Here is a 16,282-nt window from a genome sequence, read left to right on the forward strand (position 1 = left end):
CTTGGAAGCACCTGCTTCAAACAGTTCATTGAGCATCGACCACGCCCGAACTCGAGCGCGTTCCGCCAAGTCTCCCGCGCGGAGGATGTTGCCGGCTTGGAGTTCACGTCGCACCAGAGTGCCAAGGTGGTTCATGTGAAGGCAGTTGTCAGCCCACCGAGTAAGTGTTTCCTGCGAGACGCTCATTGCAGTTTCCAGTTGTTCAATTGCTCAGTGTGGGGCCTAACGCCTGAGTTAAGCCGACGCGCGAAGCGCGTTCGGCTTGAATGAATTGTTAGGTGGCGGCTAGGATTACTGCCATGCACCCATTTTCCGAGCTAGCCACGCGATGCGCCGCGTTGACCAATGGCCTGTTGGAAGAAAATAGAGCACATGTGCTTGCTGAGCTGCAAGAGCACGGCACAACTGTTCTTGTCAAAGCTTTGCAGGCGATTGAGCTGCAAGGGGCAATTGTGGCCGTTGGGATGGTCGCGATGTTTGATGCCGCATTACAAGATGCTTTGAATTGCGGGGATGGGTTTAAGGAGGCACTGAACATCATCGAACAGGCCGGAGAGGACGAACTCTTTGTGAGGTTTAAAGACGTCCAACTCGCAGTTAACGTGCTCAAGCATGGTGCAGGCCGCAGCCACAATGAGCTCATGGCTCGTAGAGATCAGCTGCTTTTCCGTGTCCGAGGGGACGATGAGTTCTTTAATGAGGGTGATGTATCAGAGCTAGCGACGCTCGTGGAGGTGGATAGTGCCTTCTTGCGCTACTGCTCTGAAACGATCGATCTAGTCGCTGCGCTGATCAAGAGAGAGCGACCGGCCGCATGGGTCTGACGCGGAAATCTATCCCCGCCACCTAACGCCTGAATTAAGCCGGCCCGCGGAGCGGGTTCGGATTGAATGAATTGTTAGGCGCCACCCAATGCAGTAAGGAAATCCTGCTCGCCGTCGGCACCCCACCAAGGAACAGATACTTGCCCGCCAAGCTCACGGAGCTGGTCTAGCAGTGCAAGGAATGATTGGATCTCGTTCTGGCCCCATACGGCGCCCATCCTATAATCAAAGTCGAGGCTATCCGCAAAAACGAACACTCCAAGATCCGGGATAGGAGAGGAAGAACCAGCGATGCCGCCGAGGACCACGTGGAATGCCTCCGCGTCGCCCGACGCGACAAGTAACGCGTCCTCATAACCAGAGAATGGCTTTTCACTATCAGACGCCTTGATCCAGAGGTGGCCACCATTGACTGTGACGTTTCGAGCGCCTCTGTCGTAAAGATGCTTGAAAGCGAGTGGAACAAGCGAAGAGTCCGAGAAGGCTACCTGCACTTCTGGAAGTGACCCGTCATCGTTCGCAAAGTATTCTAATAGGTTCATGTGGCGCCTAACGCGTGAATTAAGCCGACCCGCGCAGCGGGTTCGGCTTGAATGAATTTTTAGACATCATATCTTGCACTGGCATTTCGCTATATATCTGAATACCGCTCCTGGTTTGAACTTGTGGGCGTCACGTGCAGAGATGAACTTATAGATACTCATGTCGCAGCCACGATCAGCCGACGTCTTGGAAATCGAGAGGTGGCGGGGAGACTCCCACGGTGCTTGGCTAAAAATCAGGAATACGGGGCCAATCTCTTTTCCGGCATTGCTGGGCACGTCGCATTGAACCGATGGAAAGGTGAGCACCTCTGGTTCTGTGTTAGCGATCAAAGTGCGGCCACCATCACGAATATGAAGCTTGGGCGTGCAGGCGCTTAGGGCAATTATGAGAAGTGCGATTATTTGTCTCATGATATCTAACGCTTGAATTAAGCCGAGTTGCGAAGCAAATTCGGCTTGAATGAGTTGTTAGGCAGTGAGTGGCCGCGAAGGTTGGATGGTGCAACCATGCTCCCCAGCATTGCCGCCTGGACCGAGTGTGCCATAGCTTGTGGGAGGGAACTTGCCCAGCGATGCAGTGGTGCGTGATGTCATCGAAGTCAAAAGCAAATGAGCGCAGCGCGGTAACAACGTCTGACGGCGAAGCACCAAACCTACCGGCATGAGCAGTGGCGATTACTGCGCCACGTAGCCGATCACACGCCGACCAGCAAACTCACCGAAGCTGCCCACCCCTAGATTTGTTCCCCCACTGCCTAACGCTTGAGTTAAGCCTCGCCGCGAAGCGGCGTCGACTTGGACGATTTGTTAGCCCCACGCTACACCCACGGATTCTCATAGATAGTCTCCCGCAGTAATCGGGCCGCAAAAAATGCCATTTGCTCAAGCTCTGCCTCGGTGGTTTGAGGCTGCTCAAGGAGCATGGCGTCATCCCATGGCTCGTCGATGTGCACCCATTTATTGCGGTACTTGCGTAGCGTATGCAGGTTTTCTTTCAAAGTGTTCGGAATTGGGGACAAATCTATCAGGTCTACCAATCGCCCCTTTTTTGACTGCGCATACTCAGATCGAAGGTAGGTCTCAATGCCGGACATCGCGGTGAGAATCGATGCCAAATGAGCTGAATGCACAAATGCAATGTCTGTCTCACGGACTATGACGCTACACCACTCGGAGAGGATGACGCCACCCTTAAGCAGTTCCTCGTCAAGTGCTGCCAAGTGTGACCAACGATCATCTGGGGTCATGGGCTAACTACTATTGGACCGCCTAAAAGCGGTGTTGCGCCAAGTATCGACTAAGCCCAGATAACTAGGAAGGGGAATTCCTATCCCGCAGCAATGACTTGCCGGATGGCAACCCATGGTCTTGGCACCGATGCTGGGTGCGTTATCCGACGTTTGAGCAGGCGTACGAGTTACACCCGTGAAGCTGCAGGCGCAATGACGCGCCTGCCCCCCAAGCTGTTGGATCAGGTCCGTGGTCGGCTGCGGTTTCGCCATTACAGCCTGCGGACTGAGCAGGTGTATGTGGGACGGATCCGGCGCTTCATGCTGTCCACTGGCAAATGGCATCCAGGACAGATGGGGCAGGCAGAGGTCGAGGCGTTCGCACCGAGCTGGCGACGCGGGCCAGCTGTTGGCCGGCACACAGAATCAGGCGCTGGCGGCCCTGCTGTTCCTGTATCGCGAGGTTCTGGGCGTGGAGTCGCCCTGGATGGAGAATCTGGTGCGCTCCAAGCGACCGCGGCGCATTCCCGTGGTGCTCTCGGCGGAGGAGGTCGCGCGCTTGCTGACGATGCTGGAGGGGTGTTGCCGGCTGATGGCGGGGCTGCTGTACGGCAGCGGGATGCGGCTGCTGGAATGCCTGCGCTTGCGGATCAAGGACGTGGACATGGTTCGCGGTGAGATTGTGGTGCGCGATGGTAAAGGGGGCAAGGATCGGCGGGTGCCGCCGCCGCACAGTCTGCGTGGAGAATTGATGCAGCAGCGCGAACGGGCGTTGCTATTGCACGCCGCTGATCTCGCCGAGGGCGCAGGGCGGGTGTTTCTGCCACATGCACTGGCGCGCAAGTATCCCAATGCCAATGTCGAGCCCGGCTGGCAGTATTTGTTCCTCGCCGCGCGTCGCTCTGTGGATCCGCGCAGTGGCCGCGTTGGTCGGCATCACGTATCGGAAGAAGTCCTGCAGCGTGCGGTGTGCAATCGGCACGGCGCCAGGCTGGCATTGCCCGGCCTGCAACCTGCCATGCGCTGCGGCATTCGTTCGCAACACCTTTGCTGGAGGCAGGCCACGATATTCGCGCGGCGCAGGAACTGCTCGGCCACAAGGACGTGACGACCAAGCAGATCTATGCGCATGTGCTGGGACGCGGTGCGTAGGCAGTATGAAGTCCGCTGGACGGACTCAGCGGTTCTGGTGGCGACGTCTAACGCGCAGGGCCGCGATGCAATGAATGGATGCTTGCGACCACGCCAGTGAAATCGCATGTTCTGACACACCAGAGCGTGCGATGAGGGCGGCCAATCGCCGCACTTGCTTGCAGCGACTCAGTACTCGACTGCAGACAAGTTGCGATGACTGCGTTGCATCAGCATGTTCCACCGAATGCGTTGCACCGCGCTGGCCATCCGAAACCAGCTGGCCACGCTGCGCTCGCTGTCCCTAGCCGTCCAACAACGCCTTGTCCCGCACCGCACCCTTGTCCGCACTGGTCGCCAGCAACGCGTACGCCTTCAATGCAGTAGTGACCTTGCGCGAGCGCACTTCCACCGGCTTCCAGCCCTTGGCATCTTGCTCGGCACGACGAAGGGCGAGTTGCTCGTCCGAGATCAGCAGGTTGATCGAGCGCTGGGGAATGTCGATCAGGATCCTGTCGCCGTCGCGCACCAGGCCGATCGCGCCGCCTGCGGCGGCTTCCGGCGATGCGTGGCCGATCGATAACCCCGAGGTGCCGCCGGAGAAGCGGCCGTCGGTGAGCAGGGCGCATTGTTTGCCCAGGCCCTTGGATTTGAGATAGCTGGTGGGGTAGAGCATTTCCTGCATGCCGGGGCCGCCCTTGGGGCCCTCGTAGCGGATGACCACCACGTCCCCCGCAACCACCTCATCGGCAAGGATGCCCTTGACTGCCGCATCCTGGCTCTCGAACACGCGGGCCGTGCCTTCGAACACGTGGATGGATTCGTCCACGCCTGCAGTTTTCACCACGCAGCCGTCGCGGGCGATATTGCCGTACAGCACGGCCAGGCCGCCTTCCTGCGAGAACGCGTGTGCGACATCGCGGATGCAGCCCTCGCTGCGGTCGGTATCCAGGCTGTCCCAGCGCGTGGCCTGGCTGAAGGCGATCTGCGTGGGAATGCCGGCCGGGCCGGCTTTGTAGAACGTGTGTACTGTTTCATCGTCGGTCTGGGTGACATCCCATTGCGCGATGGCCTCGGCCAGCGTGCGTGCGTGCACGGTGGCGGCGTTGGTATGCAGCAGGCCACCACGTGCCAGCTCGCCGAGAATGGCCATGATGCCGCCGGCGCGATGCACGTCTTCGATGTGGTACTTGGGCGTATTCGGCGCGACCTTGCACAGCTGCGGCACGCGCTTGGACAGGCGGTCGATATCGTGCATGCCGAAGGCAACCTCGCCCTCCTGTGCGGCAGCGAGCAGATGCAGGATGGTGTTGGTCGAGCCACCCATGGCGATATCCAGCGTCATCGCATTTTCGAAGGCTTCGAAGGTGGCGATGCCGCGCGGCAGGGCAGTGGGATCTTCGCCGCCGTACCAGCGGTGACACAGTTCCACCGCCACGCGTCCGGCGCGCAGGAACAGCTGCTCGCGGTCGGCGTGCGTGGCCACAACCGTGCCGTTGCCGGGCAGCGACAGGCCCAGCGCTTCGGTCAGGCAGTTCATCGAGTTGGCGGTGAACATGCCCGAGCACGAGCCGCAGGTGGGGCAGGCGCTGCGCTCGAACTCGGCCACCTTTTCGTCGGAGGCGGTGTCGTCGGCGGCGATCACCATCGCGTCGATCAGGTCGAGCTTGTGCTCGGCCAGCTTGGTCTTGCCGGCTTCCATCGGGCCGCCGGAAACGAACACGGTGGGGATGTTGAGCCGCAGCGCGGCCATCAACATGCCGGGGGTGATCTTGTCGCAATTGGAAATGCACACCAGCGCGTCGGCGCAATGCGCATTGACCATGTATTCGACCGAGTCGGCAATGATCTCGCGGCTTGGCAACGAATACAGCATGCCGTCGTGGCCCATCGCGATGCCGTCATCCACGGCGATGGTATCGAACTCCTTGGCCACGCCGCCGACGCGTTCGATCTCGCGCGCGACCAGCTGACCAAGATCCTTCAAATGCACATGCCCGGGCACGAACTGCGTGAACGAGTTGGCGATAGCGATGATGGGCTTGTGGAAGTCGCCATCGCGCATGCCGGTGGCACGCCACAGGGCGCGGGCGCCGGCCATGTTGCGGCCGTGGGTAGAGGTTTTGGAACGGTACTCGGGCATGGCGAATTCGACGGCTGATTGGCGAGCGGTGGCTGGCAATTAGAGCGCGTCGTGACTGTTGCTGCTGCAACCGTCGCCGCACGCGCAGGGTCCGCACGGTAGCACGCACGCCGACGTGCACCTGCAGTGCAGCGGCGGGCGCTGCCGGCATGCCGTGCAGTGACCGCACGTACGCCATTGCCTTGCGAGGCTGCACGTGCGCGGCGCCTTTGCCTGTCATGTAATGCGATGTAAACGTATGCGTCCGGGCATGCAGTGGCAGGAGTGCGAACCGGCGCGCAGATCCGGGCGCTGGGGCGCGGCCACCATCGAACCGGACCGCTGCGGCCGAGGGGAGCTGCGCCGGCGAGGATCTTTCCAACGGCACCGCAGGAGGCGCCCCGATGTCCGACCATCCCTCTCCACGCCGCGTACCAGCGGCATCATCTCACTCCACCACGCCACCGGTCGCCGGCGGCATCAGCCGCCGTCGCGTGCTGCAAGGCGCGGCCGGCGCTGCGGTCGTGGCCACCACCGGTTGGGCAGGCCATGCGGCCGCGCAAAGCGCCAGCCTGCCGTTCGCTGGCCTCAACCTGTCCGGTCTGGCCTCCAATAGCTATGTGGAGAACGCCGAGATCGGCACGCATTACCGCGCCATCACTGCCCAGCATGTGGCCGCGGCGGGGAGCTGCCCGCTCTTCCGTCTGCCGACCACTGCCGCGCGCTTCACGCGTGGACAGGGCGCGCCGTTGAACGAGAGCTACTGCAGGCAGGTGCAGGACGCGCTGGACAATATCGCTGCGCGCGGCAAGCGCGCCATCGTGGAGTTGCACGATTACATGCGGCTGCCGCAGCGGGTGGCGGCCAAAAGCGGTTATCGGCGCGATGCCAGCGGTGCAGTGGTCGATGCGCGTGGCAACCGTGTCGGCGACCTGGCGGCGGCCGGGTTGTGGGCCGACACCTACCCGCTGCGCAACTTCAATTACGTGGGCTATCTGGACAGTCGCGACCAACTGCTCAAGCTCTACGAATACCGGGTGATCGGCACGCCGGGGTGCACGCTCTACAACGACGCCGGCTTGCCGGATCTGTGGGCGCGTCTCGTCAACCGGTTCAAGCAGCACCCGGCGGTGTTCGGCTGGGGCGTCATGAACGAGCCGTACCAGGGCGCCGAGCGCAACGCCGATGGCAGCGTACTGTCGATGGCCGCACATTGGCAGAAGACCGCCACCGCCTGCTCCAAGGCCATCATCGACCGCGATCGAACCCATTTCGTGTTCGTGTGCGGCAACGGCTATGCCAGCGCCCGGCGCTGGCAGGACGATTCGATGGGCCTGTTCGACATCCCGGACCCATACGATTGCATCGTGTACGAGGCGCACAACTATCTCGACAGCAATGGCAGCGGGGGCGGTAACTGGATCGGGCCCGGTGGACGCAACGAGGTGATCAAGCCGGATACCGGCATCGACATGGTCAGCCCGTTCATCGAAGCGCTGCAGCAGGCCGGCAAGCGCGGTTATCTGGGCGAGCACGGCTATCCGGCCGGCAATCGCAGCGCGGAGATCGCCACCACGCGCATGCTGGCGCACTTGCAGGCCTACAACATTCCCAGCACGCAGTGGTGCTTCGGCCCCGGGTGGCCGGACGACGACGTGCTTGGCATGAGCCGCGACGTGGGTGCGGACATCCAGGCCAAGGCCAACCTGGCGGCCGTGCAGGCGTTCTTCGACGTGCGCCTGTCCAGCTACGTTCCGCCCCGCTAGCGGGCATCGCCGCCGCTACGGGGAGGTGGCGGCGGTTTACACTGCGGCATGCACATGGACATTCCCTGCCGCGCTGGCTGCGCGGCCTGCTGTATCGCCCCATCCATCAGTTCGGCCATTCCCGGCATGCCGCACGGCAAGCCGGCGGGGGTGCCGTGCGTGCAACTGGACGGGCAGGGCCGCTGCCGCCTGTTCGGCCTGCCGACGCGGCCGGCGGTCTGCACCAGCCTGCGTCCGTCCCAGGACATGTGCGGTGCATCGCGCGCCCAGGCGCTGGCGATGTTGACGGCACTGGAGCACGCCACGCAGCCGTAGCCGCGCGCACCTGGTACCGTCGCGCCCGCGCCAGACAGGTGCGCCGGTGCTGCGGCTCAGCCGGCGGGTGAGGCGCCCAGGTACTGATCCTTGAGCCGCACGTAATGTTGCGCGGAGTAATGCAGGCTTTCGATTTCCTTGTCGCTGAGCGTGCGCGCCAGGCGTGCAGGATTGCCCAGCCACAACTCGGCTTCGCCCACCACCTTGCCCGGGCCCACCACTGCGCCGGCACCCACAAAGCCATACCGTTTGACCGTTGCGCCATCCAGCACGCAGGCGCCCATGCCGATCAGGCACAGGTCTTCGATGGTGCAGGCATGCAGGATGGTGCCGTGGCCCACGGTGACGTCCTCGCCGATCACGGTGGGGTAGCCGGCCTTGTTGAACGGGCTGTGGTGACTGACGTGGATGATGGTGCCGTCCTGCACGTTGGTACGCGCGCCGATCTGCACATGATTGACGTCGCCGCGGATCACGGTGCCCGGCCAGACCGAGACGTCATCGCCCAGGCTCACCTCGCCGATGATGGTGCAGGCAGGATCCACGTAAACGCGGGCGCCCAGTTGCGGGGTGTGGTGCAAAAAGGAGCGAATCGGGGTCACGGCATCTCCGTCAGGTCAGCGTGCCGCCCACTGCGGACACGCCGCGGATGATACCTGCGCTGCGGTTGCCGCTGCGGCAGCGCACCGGGCTGCAGTCACCAACGCACGGATGCAATGTGTGCGAGGTGGCTGGCAGAGGTGGCCGGGTGGGCCGACGTGCAATGGAGTGTGTCGCGTCGCCAGAGATTCCAAAGCCGCGGGCAGCACGTCACGCGGTGCATCCGGAGACATCGCAGCGCTGGCCAAGTGTGTTGGCGCATTTCCGATAAGCGCACAGCGTTGCGGTCATCGGCCTTGAACCGGCAGCGCAATGGGCTAGCGTGTGCAGGCGGTCGCAAGCCACTGCGCATCGGCGATTGCACGCATCGCTGCACCGCGGTTTAGCCGGTCTCGCACACTGCGCCGTTCAACGGCCACTGCAGTGCCTTCGCCTCAACCCTCTCTCACCACAGGACATGCCAATGCCTCAGCACACTGCATCGTTTGGGCATTTCGTGCTGGAGCGCATGACGCCGTTTCAGTGGAGAGCCGTTGCGGTGTGCGTGTTGCTGACGATGCTCGACGGCTTCGACGTGATGGCGATGGCGTTCACCGCACCGCACGTGTCGGCAGACTGGCAGCTGTCGGGCAAGCTGCTGGGCATGCTGTTCAGCGCGGGCCTGATCGGCATGGCGCTTGGCGCACTGGGGTTGGCGCCGCTGGCCGACCGCATCGGTCGTCGCGCGCTGACGCTGGCATGTCTGGCCATCCTGACCGTCGGCATGGGCATGTCGGCAGTGGCCAGCACTGCATGGCAGCTCGGGGCGCTGCGGCTGCTGACCGGTCTGGGTATCGGCGGTATGTTGGCCTGCGTTGCAGTCACGGCAGGGGAGTTTTCCAGCCCCCGTTGGCGCAACACTGCCATCGTGCTGCAGGTGACCGGCTACCCGGTCGGTGCCACGCTGGGTGGCATGATTGCCGAACTGTTGATGCAACAGTGGTCGTGGCCCGCGGTGTTCGTACTCGGGGCGGTGGCATCGTTGCTGTGCGTGCCGTTGGTGCTTGCATTCCTGCCCGAGTCGCTGGAGTTCCTGATCATGCGCCGGCCACCCGATGCCGTCGCGCGCTTCAACGCCGTGCTGGCGCGGATGGGAATGCCGCCGCACGACGCATTGCCGCCGCTGCCGCCGCAATCTGCCACGCAGGCACAAGGCTATCGGGCCCTGTTTGACGCTGCCATGCGGCGGCACACGCTGCTGATCGCGCTTGGCTTTTTCTCGCTGATGTTTGCGTTCTACTTCGTGATCAGCTGGACGCCGAAGCTGCTGGTGACCGCCGGCGCGTCGGCCACGGACGGCGTCACGGGCGGGGTGCTGTTGAATCTTGGTGGCATCGGCGGCGGCTTGCTGTTCAGCGGGTTGGCATCGTGCGTGCGGCTGGCGCGCCTGACGATCGGGTCCCTGTTGCTGATGGGCCTGGCGATGCTGGCCTCCGGCCTGTGCAGTACGCAGTTGAGCTGGGCCTTCGCCGTCGCCTTGCTTACCGGGGCAGCGATGTTCGCTGCGGTGGGCGGCATGTACGCCATTGTCCCGATCGTCTTCAACGCTGCGGTGCGCTCGACTGCGCTGGGCTGGGCGATCGGGGTGGGGCGCTTGGGTGCGATCTTGTCGCCGTTCTGCGCCGGGGTGTTGCTGGACGCCGGATGGTCACCGGCCATGTTGTATCTGGCCTGCAGCGTGCCGTTGCTGTTGGCCATCCTCGCCGTGCTGGCGATGCGGTTGCCCAACCGCTGAGCGGCCCGCCCACAGCCGCGTCCGGCATCACATCCGGGCCGTTCTCGACCTGGCCGCGGGCCAAAGAAATTGTGCCATGTGCCGATAACACCGCAGACCGCCAAGTCGTGGCGAACTTTTCCTGGACATTGTGCAGACCAGCGCCGGCATGCTCAGAACCATCGACTCAGATCAACTCCGCCCCGGCATGTACGTCTACAAGCTGCTGGGCGCGTGGGTGCACCATCCGTTCTGGAAGACGTCGTTTCTGGTCGATTCCGACGATGTGGAGAAGATCCATGACAGCCGCATCGAGCAGTTGGTGATCGATACCGCGCGCGGGCTGGATGTGGAGGCGCCCACGCCCCCTGGCGTGTCCGCCGAACCAGCCGCGCCGCCGAGCCCGGCACCTGCTGCGCCCGAACCGCCGGAGCCTGCCGCCGCGCCGCGTAGCGTGCGCACCAACAGCGTGACCGCCCAAATCGGCATCGAAGCGGAGGTGGTACGCGCACGCCGCATCTTCGAAGACGGCCGCGACATGGTCGAGGCGATGTTCCGCGATGTGCGGCTGGGGCGCACCGTCGACACAGAAGCGGCCATGCCGCTGGTGGAAGCCATCAACGACTCGGTGCTGCGGCATCCGCAGGCCTTGATCAGCGTGGCGCGGCTCAAGACAGCCGACGACTACACCTATCTGCATTCGATGGCCGTGGCCGGGCTGATGAGCGGTTTGGCGCGCCAGCTCGGCCTGCCCGAATCGCAGGTGGTGGAAGCAGCGATGGGCGGCCTGCTGCACGACATGGGCAAGGCGGTGACACCGTTGGAAATTCTCAACAAGCCCGGCCGGCTCACCAACGACGAAATGGAGATCATGCGCCAGCATCCGCTGGATGGCCATCGGCTGCTGGTGGCCGGCGGCGTGCAGAACGCGGTGGTGCTGGAAATCGCGCTGCATCACCACGAAAAGATGGATGGCAGCGGCTATCCGAATCAATTGGTGGGCGAGAATATTTCGTTGATGTCGCGCATGGGTGCGGTCTGCGATGTCTACGACGCCATCAGCTCGGACCGCCCTTACAAACGCGGTTGGGATCCTGCCGAATCGCTCAAGCAAATGGCGTCCTGGAAGGGCCATTTCGACCCGGTGGTGTTCCAGGCTTTCGTGCGCCGGCTGGGGATTTATCCGGTCGGCTCGCTGGTGCGGCTGGAGTCGCAAAAACTTGCAGTGGTGATCGAACAGACGCCCGATGCGCTGCTCAAGCCCAAGGTGCGCGTGTTCTATTCGGCCAAGCTGCGCAGCCACGTGTTGGTGCAGGACATCGACCTGTCGCGTCCGGACTGCCATGACCGCATCGCGCAGATGGAAAGCCCTGCCGAATGGGGCTTCCGCGATCTGGAAAAGCTCTGGCTGCCCTAGACGGGCTATACAGGCGTTGAATCGGTCGCCGCCGCGGCAATGCGCGCGGTGCGTCATGCGCGCCGATCACCGCGACACCCCTTGCACAGAAGCGCCACCCCGCTAGCGAACGCGACCATGCTGCGCTGCAGCTTGGCAATGTAGTTATGATCAATAACTATTCCGGAACGCAATCACTTGCCGGCCGGAACCATGTCTCAGCCTTGCCCGGATCACCGTCGCCCCCCGTCAGCCGCAGCGCCGGCCCGCCGCTGCAGGCTGCGTGCGCGGCAGGGCGTCGGGGCTGACGCACCCGCGGCGCGTGCACCCGCGGCGTGCCTGTCCACATCGGCAGGCCCGGTGGCGTCTACAATGCGGTGCACGCCGTGGATCGGCGTTGCGGATGCGGCGCATTGCGCGTACCGGTCCGCCCGCTGCCCTCGTCGCGAGAACCGCCATGCCCGTCACCGCCCTTGCTGCGCCCTTGCCCGATGCCGTCACCACGGTGGATCAGGCGCGGCTGCTGCGGTTGCTGGGGTATCGCATCACCCGCACCGAGTTGATGGTGCGGCGGATGTTCCAGGAGTGCGTGGCCGCCTTCGACCTCAAGCCGGTCGACTTCTCGCTGCTGATGCTGGTGGATGGCAACCCGGGCATCAACCAGCGCCAGATCGGCGATGTGCTGCACGTGTCGCCGCCGAATCTGGCGATCGTGGTGGCCAGGCTGGTCAAGCGTCGCCTGCTGCGGCAGGTGCGTGGGCGGCAGGACCGGCGCATGCAGCACCTCTCGCTGACCGCGGCCGGTGCCGCGCTCCTGGCCGCCGCCGAGGCCGAAGTGCTGCGCATGGAACAGCAACTCAGTGCCGTGCTCGGTTCCAGCGAAGCACCGTTGTTGCGCGCCCTGGACCGTCTGGACCGTCTGGACACGCCGTAACCCGCCTCGGTCGGCGGCCTGCCGCCCGGCAGCCATTCCCAACGAACGTTTCCACTGCACGTGCTGTGCGTCGTGCGGGGCGCGCGCTTGCCTGACGTCGCTGATGTGGCACGCACCGCTGTTGCTTCCCAACGCTGGAGATATCTGCAGTGATTCGATCATCGGTGATGCGTGGTGCGGGTGTGGCAGCAGGCTGGCGGCTGCGCGCGTTGCTCGGCCTGGCGGCATGCCTGGCAGCGGGTGCGGCGCCTGCGCAAAGTGAGCCACAGAGCGCGGCGCTGACCAATGGCATCAATACCGGGGGCACCAGTTTCCTGGATGGCTTTACCAGCACCACGCCCGGCCTGGCGGTGGTCACCTATCTGCGGCACAACGCGCTGGATGCCATCAAGGACGCACGTGGCAACGATATCCCGGTGTTCGACAACCCGCGGATCGATTCCACCGTGTTGCTGACCCAGTTCGCCTACGTCACGCCCTATCACGTATTCGGCGGCGCGCTCGGCATCACTGCGCTGGTGCCGCTGGTAAATCTGGATGCCTCCTTCGGCCGCAACAGCATTGCCACGCTGCGTGACAATGGCGCCGGCGTGGGTGATGTGACGTTCGGGCCGTATCTGCAAATGCCACCTGTGATCCGCAACGGGCGACCGGTGTTCTCGCAGCGGTTCGAATTCGACGCCGTGGCACCGATTGGCAAGTACGACGGCAATCGCGATCTCAACCAGAGCTCCGGTTACTGGTCGCTCATTCCAAGCTACGCATTCACGGTACTGCCCACGCCCAATTGGGAACTTAGCGCACGCATCAACTACATCTACAACTTTCGCAGCGAGCGCCGTCCGAACTTGCCGCCAGGCTTCGACTTCCGCAATGGTCAGGCAGGCGATGCGGGATGGATCAACTTCGCCACCTCCTGGGAGGTGGCACCGAAGCTGCGGCTGGGCATCAATGCGTATTACCTGACCCAGTTCCGCGACAACCGCACCAACGACCAGCGCGTGCCGGACAGCCGTCAACGCGCGTTCTATGCAGGGCCGGGTGGCGTGTGGCGCTTTGATGCAAACAACATCCTGTTCGCCAACGTCTATCTACCGGTGGAGGTGCGCAATGCCGCGTCCGGCAACAATGTCAATTTCGAGTATGTCCATGTGTTCTAGCGCCGGCACGGCTGGCTCCTTTGGAGGATGGCGATGAATTTGCAGAACAAGACGATCGTGGTGACCGGCGTGGCGTCGGGCATTGGCGCGGAGGTCGCACGGCTGGCGCGGTTTCATGGTGCCAAGGTGATCGGGGTCGATCGCACGCCCGTGCAGATGACCCTGCACGGCTTTCACCAGGCCGATCTCGGCGACCCGGCATCCATCGATGCCCTGGTGAAGGCGTTGCCGGACCACATCGATGCCCTGGCGAACATTGCCGGCGTGCCGGGCACCGCGCCGCTGGATGTGGTGGCGCGGGTGAACTATCTGGGCTTGCGCCATCTGACCCAGGGGTTGCTGCCACGCATCGTGCTGGGCGGTTCCATCATCAATGTCGCCTCGATCCTGGGCGCCGAATGGCCGCAGCGTCTGGACCTGCACAAGCAGCTGGCGGCAACCGACAGCTTCGAAAGCGGCCGCGCGTGGCTGGCGGCGCATCCGGTGGCGCACGACACCTGCTACCAATACTTCAAAGAGGCCTTGATCGTGTGGACCTTGCTGCAATCGCGGCCCTGGTTCGCCGACCACGGCGTGCGCGTGAACAACGTCTCTCCGGGCCCGGTGTTCACCCCGATCCTGGGCGATTTTGCTGCCATGCTCGGCGAGGAACGTGTCAAGGCAGACGCCAAGCGCATGACCCGCCCGGCCTATGCCGATGAAGTGGCCGAGGGCATCGTGTTTCTGGCATCCGACGCAGCCCGCTGGATCAACGGCATCACCCTGCCGATCGATGGCGGGCTGGCTTCCACCACGCTGTAATCCCCACACGTTTTTAGCAGGAGGCTAGACCATGAATGCCCTTACCAGCGCAACCGCCGCTGCGACCGACTCGCCCGCGTGGCATGGCTGCATCTTCAATGGCGACTGGGTGCCCGGTCGCGGTGGCAGCGTGCCCATCCATGAGCCGGCAACCGGCGCCTTGCTGCATGAAGTGGGCAAGGCCGACCTGGCCGATGTCGCCGCTGCCATCGCACAGGCCAAGCAGGCGCAGCGTGCCTGGGCCGCGACACCGCCGCGCGAACGCGCAGCCGTCTTTCATCGTGCTGCGCAGGCGATGCAGGCACGCAGTGCCGAAGCCACGTTGCTGATTGCGCGCGAAACCGGCGGCATCCTGCCCAAGGCCCAGCGCGAGGTGGACGAATCGGTGGTGTTCTACCAGCAGGCTGCCGCAATGCCGTTGCAGGCCAGCGGCCAGATGTTGCCGACCGCATCCGGCCAACTCAGCCTTGCGCGCCGCCTGCCATTGGGCGTGATCGGGGTGATTTCGCCGTTCAATTTCCCATTGATTCTGTCGCTGCGCTCGGTGGCGCCGGCGCTGGCGATGGGCAATGCGGTCATTCTCAAACCCGACCCGCGCACGCCCTACACCGGTGGCGTGATCATCGCGCAGGTGCTCGAAGAAGCCGGCCTGCCCAAGGGCCTGCTGCACGTGTTGCATGGCGATGCGCAGATTGGCCAGGCGCTGGTGGAATCACCGGATGTCCCGATGATTGCGTTCACCGGCTCCACGGCCGCCGGCCGCCGCATCGGCGAAATTGCCGGCCGCCATCTGAAGAAAGTCTCGCTGGAACTGGGTGGCAACAACGCGGTGATCGTGCTCGACGACGCGGATCTGGACAAGGCTGCCTCGGCGGTCGCGTTCGGCGCCTACATGCACCAGGGCCAGATCTGCATGGCAACCGGGCGTGTGCTGGTGCACCGCAGCGTGGCGCAGGCACTGACCCAACGGCTGGCCGAAAAAGCGCGCCATTTGCCGGTAGGCGACCCGGTCAGCGGCATCGTGGCATTGGGCCCGATCATCGATCAACGCCAGCTGCAGCGCGTCGTCGACATCGTCAACGATAGCGTCGCAGCCGGCGCGGTCGTGGAGGCTGGCGCCACCCATGAAGGCCTGTTCTATGCGCCGACCGTATTGTCCAACGTGCGTCCTGGCATGCGCGCGTTCGACGAAGAAGTGTTCGGCCCGGTGATCAACATCACCGTGTTCGACACCGACGACGACGCTGCCGAGTTGGCCAACCAGGGCGAGTACGGGCTGGCGGCCGGCATCCTGTCGGCATCGGTCTCGCGCGCGCTGGCCCTGGGCGAGAAGTTGCACACCGGCCTGCTGCATATCAACGACCAGACGGTGGCCGACGAAGTCGTCAATCCATTCGGCGGCACCGGTGCGTCGGGCAACGGCACCAGCGTCGGCGGCCCCGCCGATTGGGAGCAGTACACGCACTGGCAATGGCTGACGATCAAGAGCGAAGTACCGCAGTATCCGTTCTGATCGCAACGGCTTGGGGATGGGGCGGCTGGCTCGGCCTCTCCATCGCTGTATGGATGGCGGTCACGTGCCCGGCCATTGCCTTGGATTTTTGGTGCGGCGTTGCATCAGTTCTGGATGCAGGCAAAGGCTTCACTGGTCGAGCGCGCGGTGCCCTCGCCACGTGCAGCGTGTCCTGCGATGGTGGGCGGGCAAG

Annotated in this window: 13 protein-coding genes and 2 pseudogenes; 10 read left to right on the forward strand and 5 right to left on the reverse strand. The window is 63.7% G+C overall.

Features of this window, described 5'->3' with window-relative positions:
• The first annotated feature begins 299 nt into the window (after nt 1-299).
• The gene (locus ACCQ15_RS01695) at nt 300-824 is read left to right on the forward strand and encodes a hypothetical protein (protein WP_338334693.1); all 525 of its coding nucleotides are present in this window, start codon (nt 300-302) and stop codon (nt 822-824) included.
• A gap of 74 nt (nt 825-898) precedes the next feature.
• Here the strand turns inward: ACCQ15_RS01695 and ACCQ15_RS01700 are convergent, their stop codons facing one another.
• Together ACCQ15_RS01700 and ACCQ15_RS01705 are read right to left on the reverse strand one after the other, a co-directional pair.
• Nucleotides 899-1,366 (reverse strand): hypothetical protein, encoded by a 468-nt coding sequence (locus tag ACCQ15_RS01700; protein WP_372381133.1) that lies wholly within the window; start codon nt 1,364-1,366, stop codon nt 899-901.
• Nucleotides 1,367-2,187: 821 nt separating this feature from the next.
• A complete protein-coding gene (locus ACCQ15_RS01705; RefSeq protein WP_127167983.1) occupies nt 2,188-2,616 on the reverse strand; it encodes a hypothetical protein in 429 nt (142 codons plus the stop codon).
• Nucleotides 2,617-2,811: 195 nt separating this feature from the next.
• On the opposite strand from ACCQ15_RS01705, the pseudogene ACCQ15_RS01710 reads away from it, so the two are divergent.
• Nucleotides 2,812-3,750: pseudogene (locus ACCQ15_RS01710) on the forward strand (integron integrase).
• Between the two features lie 283 nt (nt 3,751-4,033).
• Here ACCQ15_RS01710 and ilvD read toward each other — a convergent pair.
• The gene (gene ilvD / locus ACCQ15_RS01715; RefSeq protein ID WP_372381134.1) at nt 4,034-5,872 is read right to left on the reverse strand and encodes a dihydroxy-acid dehydratase; all 1,839 of its coding nucleotides are present in this window, start codon (nt 5,870-5,872) and stop codon (nt 4,034-4,036) included.
• A gap of 383 nt (nt 5,873-6,255) precedes the next feature.
• Here ilvD and ACCQ15_RS01720 point away from each other — a divergent pair, with 383 nt between their 5' ends.
• Both ACCQ15_RS01720 and ACCQ15_RS01725 read left to right on the forward strand, forming a co-directional pair.
• Entirely contained in the window at nt 6,256-7,617 is a 1,362-nt protein-coding gene (locus ACCQ15_RS01720) for a glycoside hydrolase family 5 protein (RefSeq protein WP_136733352.1), read from the forward strand.
• A 126-nt stretch (nt 7,618-7,743) separates the two neighbouring features.
• A complete protein-coding gene (locus ACCQ15_RS01725; RefSeq protein WP_031420773.1) occupies nt 7,744-7,932 on the forward strand; it encodes a hypothetical protein in 189 nt (62 codons plus the stop codon).
• Nucleotides 7,933-7,988: 56 nt separating this feature from the next.
• On the opposite strand, the gene ACCQ15_RS01730 is transcribed toward ACCQ15_RS01725, so the two are convergent.
• Both ACCQ15_RS01730 and ACCQ15_RS01735 read right to left on the reverse strand, forming a co-directional pair.
• Nucleotides 7,989-8,534 (reverse strand): gamma carbonic anhydrase family protein, encoded by a 546-nt coding sequence (locus ACCQ15_RS01730; RefSeq protein WP_008577979.1) that lies wholly within the window; start codon nt 8,532-8,534, stop codon nt 7,989-7,991.
• Nucleotides 8,531-8,755, reverse strand: a pseudogene (locus tag ACCQ15_RS01735) (hypothetical protein). The gene ACCQ15_RS01730 and the pseudogene ACCQ15_RS01735 overlap by 4 nt, the downstream one beginning before the upstream one ends.
• Nucleotides 8,756-8,995: 240 nt before the next feature.
• On the opposite strand from ACCQ15_RS01735, the gene ACCQ15_RS01740 reads away from it, so the two are divergent.
• The 6 genes from ACCQ15_RS01740 (at nt 8,996) to ACCQ15_RS01765 (ending at nt 16,089) form a co-directional block, all read left to right on the forward strand.
• Nucleotides 8,996-10,306 carry an MFS transporter gene (locus ACCQ15_RS01740; protein WP_372381135.1) on the forward strand — a complete coding sequence of 437 codons (1,311 nt, stop codon included), beginning with the start codon at nt 8,996-8,998 and terminating at the stop codon, nt 10,304-10,306.
• 148 nt (nt 10,307-10,454) lie between these two features.
• Nucleotides 10,455-11,702, forward strand: a complete 1,248-nt coding sequence (locus ACCQ15_RS01745; RefSeq protein ID WP_372381136.1) for a cyclic di-GMP phosphodiesterase — start codon at nt 10,455-10,457, stop codon at nt 11,700-11,702.
• 382 nt (nt 11,703-12,084) lie between these two features.
• Entirely contained in the window at nt 12,085-12,615 is a 531-nt protein-coding gene (locus ACCQ15_RS01750) for a MarR family winged helix-turn-helix transcriptional regulator (RefSeq protein ID WP_029818376.1), read from the forward strand.
• Nucleotides 12,616-12,782: 167 nt separating this feature from the next.
• A complete protein-coding gene (locus tag ACCQ15_RS01755; RefSeq protein ID WP_372381529.1) occupies nt 12,783-13,775 on the forward strand; it encodes a SphA family protein in 993 nt (330 codons plus the stop codon).
• A gap of 33 nt (nt 13,776-13,808) precedes the next feature.
• The gene (locus ACCQ15_RS01760; protein WP_011346058.1) at nt 13,809-14,576 is read left to right on the forward strand and encodes a coniferyl-alcohol dehydrogenase; all 768 of its coding nucleotides are present in this window, start codon (nt 13,809-13,811) and stop codon (nt 14,574-14,576) included.
• Between the two features lie 31 nt (nt 14,577-14,607).
• Nucleotides 14,608-16,089: a benzaldehyde dehydrogenase gene (locus ACCQ15_RS01765; RefSeq protein ID WP_218211661.1), complete on the forward strand. Its 1,482-nt coding sequence runs from the start codon at nt 14,608-14,610 to the stop codon at nt 16,087-16,089.
• Nucleotides 16,090-16,282: the final 193 nt, after the last annotated feature.

This window comes from Xanthomonas sp. NCPPB 1754, assembly GCF_041475725.2.
Taxonomy (GTDB): domain Bacteria; phylum Pseudomonadota; class Gammaproteobacteria; order Xanthomonadales; family Xanthomonadaceae; genus Xanthomonas; species Xanthomonas euvesicatoria.

What these genes read in the sequence shown, in the direction of transcription:
- ilvD (WP_372381134.1), bottom strand. Translation starts at nt 5,872, where the DNA reads ATGCCCGAGTACCGTTCCAAAACCTCTACCCACGGCCGCAACATGGCC.
- ACCQ15_RS01750 (WP_029818376.1), top strand. Translation starts at nt 12,085, where the DNA reads ATGCGGCGCATTGCGCGTACCGGTCCGCCCGCTGCCCTCGTCGCGAGA.
- ACCQ15_RS01745 (WP_372381136.1), top strand. Translation starts at nt 10,455, where the DNA reads ATGCTCAGAACCATCGACTCAGATCAACTCCGCCCCGGCATGTACGTC.
- ACCQ15_RS01700 (WP_372381133.1), bottom strand. Translation starts at nt 1,366, where the DNA reads ATGAACCTATTAGAATACTTTGCGAACGATGACGGGTCACTTCCAGAA.
- ACCQ15_RS01755 (WP_372381529.1), top strand. Translation starts at nt 12,783, where the DNA reads ATGCGTGGTGCGGGTGTGGCAGCAGGCTGGCGGCTGCGCGCGTTGCTC.
- ACCQ15_RS01760 (WP_011346058.1), top strand. Translation starts at nt 13,809, where the DNA reads ATGAATTTGCAGAACAAGACGATCGTGGTGACCGGCGTGGCGTCGGGC.
- ACCQ15_RS01740 (WP_372381135.1), top strand. Translation starts at nt 8,996, where the DNA reads ATGCCTCAGCACACTGCATCGTTTGGGCATTTCGTGCTGGAGCGCATG.
- ACCQ15_RS01725 (WP_031420773.1), top strand. Translation starts at nt 7,744, where the DNA reads ATGCCGCACGGCAAGCCGGCGGGGGTGCCGTGCGTGCAACTGGACGGG.
- ACCQ15_RS01765 (WP_218211661.1), top strand. Translation starts at nt 14,608, where the DNA reads ATGAATGCCCTTACCAGCGCAACCGCCGCTGCGACCGACTCGCCCGCG.
- ACCQ15_RS01705 (WP_127167983.1), bottom strand. Translation starts at nt 2,616, where the DNA reads ATGACCCCAGATGATCGTTGGTCACACTTGGCAGCACTTGACGAGGAA.
- ACCQ15_RS01695 (WP_338334693.1), top strand. Translation starts at nt 300, where the DNA reads ATGCACCCATTTTCCGAGCTAGCCACGCGATGCGCCGCGTTGACCAAT.
- ACCQ15_RS01720 (WP_136733352.1), top strand. Translation starts at nt 6,256, where the DNA reads ATGTCCGACCATCCCTCTCCACGCCGCGTACCAGCGGCATCATCTCAC.